Source organism: Aneurinibacillus thermoaerophilus (genome assembly GCF_900099925.1).
GTDB lineage: Bacteria > Bacillota > Bacilli > Aneurinibacillales > Aneurinibacillaceae > Aneurinibacillus > Aneurinibacillus thermoaerophilus.
This window is the reverse complement of record NZ_FNDE01000031.1, coordinates 39,826-46,331: the sequence shown is the minus strand read 5'-3', so window position 1 is coordinate 46,331 and position 6,506 is coordinate 39,826. Positions and strand designations below refer to the sequence as shown.

General features: G+C 47.8%; 5 protein-coding genes, 1 riboswitch and 1 other annotated feature. All 5 genes read left to right on the top strand.

Annotated features, from left to right (window positions below):
- The coding region (locus BLR88_RS14045) for a transposase (RefSeq protein WP_139184984.1) at positions 1–279 on the top strand (279 nt) is incomplete at its 5' end.
- Positions 280–380: 101 nt separating this feature from the next.
- On the top strand, positions 381–1,889 hold the full coding sequence (locus tag BLR88_RS14040) for a leucyl aminopeptidase (RefSeq protein ID WP_057897770.1): 1,509 nt from the start codon (positions 381–383) through the stop codon (positions 1,887–1,889).
- Between the two features lie 131 nt (positions 1,890–2,020).
- Positions 2,021–2,122, top strand: a riboswitch (purine riboswitch).
- 127 nt (positions 2,123–2,249) lie between these two features.
- Entirely contained in the window at positions 2,250–2,843 is a 594-nt protein-coding gene (locus BLR88_RS14035) for a xanthine phosphoribosyltransferase (protein WP_057897771.1), read from the top strand.
- Between the two features lie 58 nt (positions 2,844–2,901).
- Positions 2,902–4,227: a nucleobase:cation symporter-2 family protein gene (locus BLR88_RS14030; RefSeq protein WP_082705877.1), complete on the top strand. Its 1,326-nt coding sequence runs from the start codon at positions 2,902–2,904 to the stop codon at positions 4,225–4,227.
- 127 nt (positions 4,228–4,354) lie between these two features.
- Positions 4,355–4,606 (top strand) — a binding site (T-box leader).
- Positions 4,607–4,777: 171 nt separating this feature from the next.
- Positions 4,778–6,505: a biosynthetic-type acetolactate synthase large subunit gene (gene ilvB / locus BLR88_RS14025; RefSeq protein ID WP_408863348.1), complete on the top strand. Its 1,728-nt coding sequence runs from the start codon at positions 4,778–4,780 to the stop codon at positions 6,503–6,505.
- Position 6,506 lies beyond the last annotated feature (1 nt).

Below are 6,506 nucleotides of genomic sequence, written 5' to 3'. Positions count from 1 at the left end.
TATGCCCAGCGTTGGTCGATCGAATGCTTTTTTCGACAAGCGAAAGACCAGCTGAAGCTCGATGGGTACCGCGTTCGTCAACGTCGGGCGGTGAAACGGTATTGGATCTTGGTGCAACTCGCTTATGTGTACAGTATGGTCGAATCCAACAGCGATTTCTCTACCGGGCTTGACTTCCTTCGAAAGAAGAAAGGACATAGCCTCGTGGAGTTTATTTACGATGCAGCGAAACAAGATATTCCCATTGATGTCGTTAAAAAACAGCTTCATGTGGCATAAGGGGTACTCCGTTTGTCTCTTTTTACATGGTAATTATTGTAATGAAAATTGCTCAACTACAGTACATTTATTGATAAAATTTTCATTGGAGGTGCAAAGCGATGAAAATAGAAGTGAAAAGTGGAAAGTTGCAAGATTTTTCTGCTCAATGTGCTATCGTCGGGATTTTTGAAGGTCAAACCGTGCTACCTGTCTCTTTAAAAGAAGCTGATGAAAAAATGGGAGGAGCGCTGTCTGCATTGTTTGTGGACGGGGAAATCAACGGCAAGCAAAAAAGCGTACAGTTCATACATACGTTTGGAAAGCTGGGCATACGCCGCATTATGACCATCGGTCTTGGAAAGAAAGACGAATTGACGTTTGAAGATTTGCGTGAAGTTGCGGCGCGCGCCGTAAAGGAGGCGCTGAAAGCACAAGTAACCAGGATTGTATTTGTGCTGGATGGTGAGGCACAGATGCTTGGCGCATATGACGCGACACATGCGATTGTGGAGGGAGCACTACTTGCCAATTACCGTTTTCCTGGCTATCACAAAGAAGCGGAAGACAGGCCCTCCCTTGAAGAAATGACTGTGCTGTGCCCGGAAGAGAACATTGACGATGCTAAGGAAGGGGCGTATATTGCCGAAGCGCTGGCACGCGGCACGAACCTGGCGCGCGATCTTGTGAATATGCCCGGCAATTATTTGACGCCCACTGTGCTTGCGGAAAAAGCAAAAGAAATCGCTGAGCGCCATGGTATGGAAGTGGAAATCCTCGATAAAGCCGACATGGAGGTATATGGCATGGGCGGGTTGCTGGGCGTAAGCCAAGGTTCGGTTGAACCGCCGAAGTTAATTGCCATTAAGTATCGCGGAACGGAAAAGTGGGAGAATGTGCTGGGACTTGTCGGCAAAGGAATCACGTTCGATTCCGGCGGTATTTCCTTGAAGCCGGGACAAGGCATGGAAGAAATGAAAGGTGACATGGGGGGAGCGGCTTCTGTGCTTGGTGCAATGGAAGCCATTGGTACGCTAAAACCAGCCATCAATATCGCTGCTGTGATTCCGACGACAGAGAACATGCCCAGCGGTTCCGCGTTAAAGCCAGGTGATGTTATTACGACAATGAGCGGTAAAACGGTGGAAATTCTCAACACGGATGCGGAAGGTCGGCTCATTCTTGCCGATGGTATGAGCTATGCACGAAAAATGGGTGCGGATTATTTGATTGATCTTGCTACACTAACGGGAGCGGCTCTTATTGCGCTTGGCACGTGTACGACGGCCGCACTGACGAATGACGAAGCGTTGATGGAAGAAGTAATGGAAGCGGCTGGCGAAGCTGGTGAACGGCTCTGGAGACTTCCTGGCTATAAGCCGTACAAAGAACAAATCAAAAGCGAGATTGCTGATTTGAAGAATACGGGTGGACGCAATGCTGGTACGATCACGGCAGGGCTGTTTGTTGGTGAATTTGCGGAAGATACGCCATGGGTGCACCTTGATATTGCGGGTACTGCATGGGCGGATAAGGCAAGCGACTTGTCCCCTGCGGGCGGCACAGGAGCTATGGTGCGCACACTGGCGATCCTGGCGCTGCGCCGCGCGGAATCTGCAAAATCGCAGTAAGTTCTGATTTTTGCGGTAAAATAAGAAAAGAAAGCGAATGATTCAATAAATATCTAAAAAAAAGTTCGGATTTTTTGTAAATCCGGACTTTATTTTTTCATGCGGATTATGTATAATGACTCCGTCAGCAAAAAACGAACATTAACGACGCTCGTATAATCGCGGGAATATGGCTCGCAAGTCTCTACCAGATTGCCGTAAACAATCTGACTACGGGTGAAAGCATGACTGATCTTATGAGATGGATTGTGGTCTGATCAGGTGATCAGGCAATTTTAGGATCCGGAGGTCTGTTTTCGCTCCCTGCGAGCGAAAACAGACCTCCGATTTTTTTTACGCATGACGCAAGGGAGGATACACATGGAGTTGCTCAAAGAGAAAATCCGTCAAGAGGGACATGTACTGAACGACAAAGTGCTTAAGGTTGATTCATTTTTGAACCACCAGATTGACCCGGAGCTTATGATGGCAATCGGGGAAGAATTCGCCCGTCGGTTCGCGGATACAGGGGTGACCAAGGTTCTTACTATCGAATCTTCAGGGATTGCGGCCGCGCTGACCGCAGCGTTGAAGCTGAATGTGAAGGTGGTATTCGCTCGCAAGAAAAAGTCGGCGTTAATGAATGAAGAAGCGTATGTGACGCAAGTTCATTCTTTTACGAAGAACGAAACAAACGAGGTAACCGTGCTGAAAAAGTTTCTTGGAGCAGGTGAAAAAATTCTAATCATCGACGATTTTCTTGCAAACGGGGAGGCGGCCATGGGACTTGCCCGCATCGTAGAACAGGCTGGCAGCGAAGTTGTAGGGATCGGCATTGTGATTGAGAAAGCGTTCCAGGACGGCGGAAAGCGTCTGCGTGAGAGCGGATTCCGTGTCGAATCGCTGGCCCGTATCGCCACGTTTGCAGGCGGGGAAGTGCAGTTTGCTGAGGAATGCGTAAAGCATCAAAGCTGAGGAACGGTTCAAGTGTTTAAAGGTTTTTTCATACTTGCGATTTTTAGGAGGAATTCTCTTGGAGAAAAAGTTAGGGCTTTGGGAGATAGGAACGCTTGGTTTTCAGCATGTACTAGCCATGTATGCAGGAGCGGTTGTCGTTCCGCTAATTGTCGGACCGGCGATTGGTATGACGCCCGAACAAATCGCATATCTTATTTCTATTGATTTGTTTGCTTGTGGGATTGCTTCTCTGTTCCAGGTTGTTGGCGGAAAATATTTTGGAATTAAGCTTCCTATTATGATGGGGTGTGCTTTTCAGGCAGTAGGACCGATGATCGCTATCGGTAAATTGCAGGGAATTACGGCTATATACGGGGCCATTATCGCCGCTGGCGTAATCGTTATGATTCTGGCTCAGTTTATGGATAAAATCATCAAATTTTTTCCGCCTGTGGTAACGGGGTCTGTGGTGATTATCATTGGAGCATCGCTGATTGGGGCAGCTATGGGCAACATTGTCGGACAACCGAACACACCGGAGTTCGCCAGCTTAACCAACCTGTTTTTGGCGGGTATCACGCTTTTATCTATCGTGTTGATGAATCGCTTTTTCACAGGATATTTAAAGTCAATTTCCGTATTGCTTTCGTTAGTGATCGGTACGTCAGTCGCTTCGTTTATGGGTCTTGTAGATTTTTCAACCGTAAAAAAAGCCGACTGGTTCCACATGGTTGAACCTTTCCGTTTTGGTATGCCTACTTTCCATGTATCCGCTATTATCAGTATGGTTCTGGTAGGAATTGTGAGTATGATTGAATCGACGGGCGTTTTCTTTGCGCTTGCTGAAGTATGCGACAAGAAAATTGACGGGAATGACATTAAACGCGGGTTACGGGCAGAAGGAATCACTCAGGTTATCGGCGGTATCTTTCAAGCGTTTCCGTATACAACCTATTCACAAAACGTAGGACTGGTTGCTTTGACCGGAGTAAAAGCGAGAAGCGTAGTGATCGCTGCCTGCATCATTATTATGATTCTTGGTCTTCTACCGAAAGTAGCGGCGCTGACGACAGTGATTCCTAACCCTGTTCTTGGAGGAGCCATGATTCCGATGTTTGGGATGGTAATGGCTTCTGGCGTTCGTCAGTTGTCGCGCGTAAATTTCCAGCGGATCGAGAATATGTTTATTATTGCCACATCTGTAGGCCTTGGCCTGGGGGTATCTATTTCGCCAGCGATATTTTCCCAGCTTCCGGAAAGCGTGCGCTTGGTAATGGAAAGTGGGATTGTAACGGGAAGTCTTACCGCTATCGTGTTGAATATTATTTTAAACGGAATGGGCAGACAGGAGACGGAAGGTAAAATTCTAAAAGCCGAACATTCCATGGAATCAGCAGTTTAGTCGTTTAAAAAAGTTTATAAAGTTTCTTAAATTTTTGGCTTGACACATTTTTCATCCCTGTCTATAATTGCATGTAATATCATAAATGATTAATAGTTCTTCAGATTGAAAATTGAAAGAATAATGAAGAATAACGTTGACGGGGACACGTATATGGCCTCTTCTTCCTAGAGAGTCCGGGATGGTGGAAGCCGGATAAGAATGCTGTATATATCTCACCCCTGAGTTGCTATCCTGAACGAAGCGATTCCAGTAGGGATGGGCCGTGGAACACGCGTTACGTGTTAGAGTCGGCGGACGAACGCTGACTCGCCGAGGTTGCCGACCGTGAGGCGGCAATGAATTTTGGGTGGTACCGCGAAACTCTTTCGCCCCAGACTGACGCTCAAGGAGAGTCAGGGGGGTGAAAGGGTTTTCTTTTTTACTCTTTTTTCTGGTATGACGGGCGGAGGCATAAAGTTGTACTCTGTCCAGCATAAATTTTTAGATTATTTTAACAATGGAGAGAGAAAGTCTTAAAGGAGGAACTATCATGAGCACAGATACGGCGATGATTGAGAATCAAAAAGCTTCGTTGCCGCCTATCGAAATGGGAGAAGTAATGACGGGTTCCGATATGTTACTGCGCTGTCTTCTGTTGGAAGGTGTGAAGTATGTTTTTGGATACCCGGGCGGCGCTGTCCTTCCGATTTACGATTCGCTCTATTCGAGTCACCTGAAACATATTTTGACGCGCCATGAGCAGGGAGCTATTCACGCGGCTGATGGCTATGCGCGTGCAACCGGAAAGCCGGGTGTCGTCATCGCTACTTCCGGTCCGGGAGCTACCAATCTGGTAACGGGAATCGCCACCGCGTATATGGACTCGGTACCGCTCGTTTGCATTACGGGAAACGTTGCCCAGCATCTTATCGGCACAGACGCGTTTCAGGAGGCGAACATCACGGGCATTACACTTCCGATTACGAAGCATAACTACTTTGTTCGAGATGTCAAAGACTTGCCGCGCATTGTGAAAGAAGCGTTCCATATCGCGACTACTGGACGTCCGGGCCCTGTACTCATTGATATTCCAAAAGATGTAAGCAATGCGAAGGCTCCGTTCTATTATCCGGAAACGGTAAAGCTTCGCACCTATAATCCTACTGTTAAACCGAACAGTTTACAGATCGAGCGCATGCTCCATGCCATTTCTGAAGCGAAAAAACCGGTGATTCTGGCTGGCGGAGGTATCATTGCCGCTGGGGCGGAAAAAGAATTATTAGAATTCGCAGAAAAAGCTAATATTCCGGTTATTCCAACTTTTATGGGGCTGGCCGGCTTCCCAGGAACGCACCGTCTCTGTCCGGGCATGCCGGGGATGCACGGTTCTTACGCTTCCAATATGGCATTGCTTAACACGGATTTATTGATTAACCTAGGCGCGCGTTTCGATGATCGGATTACGATGGGACGGACGAAGGAATTCGCACCTAATGCCAAAATTGTTCACGTGGACATTGACCCGGCGGAAATCGGCAAAAACGTTGAAACGTATATCCCGATTGTTGGTGACGTGAAAAATGTGTTGCTTGCTGCTCTTCCGAAGGTAGAGCGGGCCGACAGCGATGCCTGGGTGGAACAGATTCATGCTTGGAACGCGCAACATCCGTACTCGTATAAACCAAGTCCGACAGGGATGTTGAAACCGCAACGAGCCATCGAAATTATGTACGAATCCACAGGCGGCGACGCGATTGTAACGACTGACGTTGGGCAGCATCAGATGTGGGTGGCTCAGTTTTTCAAGTTCAGCGGCCAGCGCTCGATTATCTCTTCTGGAGGACTTGGCACGATGGGATTCGGATTCCCGGCGGCCATCGGTGCGCAGTTCGCCCATCCGAATAAGACGGTTATTTCGGTAAGCGGCGACGGTGGCTTTCAGATGAACCAGCAAGAACTGGCGGTTGTTGCAAACCATAATTTGCCGATCAAAATTGTCATCATCAATAACAAATGCCTTGGCATGGTACGTCAATGGCAGGAGCTGTTCTATGAGCATCGTTACAGCCAGATTGATTTGAGCACGAGCGTGGATTTTGTGAAGTTGGCTGACGCGTACGGCATTAAAGGCTTGCGAGCGTCAACGGAAGAAGAAGCGGAGCGGGTGTGGCAGGAAGCCATGAATACAAAAGGGCCTGTTCTTGTGGAATTTGTGGTAGAGCCGGAAGAAAACGTCTATCCGATGGTAGCAGCCGGAAACACACTTGATCAAATGGTGCTGGGAGATGAAGAGTAAC

Excerpts from the sequence above, each read along its gene's own strand:
- BLR88_RS14040 (WP_057897770.1), top strand. The coding sequence starts at position 381 with ATGAAAATAGAAGTGAAAAGTGGAAAGTTGCAAGATTTTTCTGCTCAA.
- BLR88_RS14035 (WP_057897771.1), top strand. The coding sequence starts at position 2,250 with ATGGAGTTGCTCAAAGAGAAAATCCGTCAAGAGGGACATGTACTGAAC.
- ilvB (WP_408863348.1), top strand. The coding sequence starts at position 4,778 with ATGATTGAGAATCAAAAAGCTTCGTTGCCGCCTATCGAAATGGGAGAA.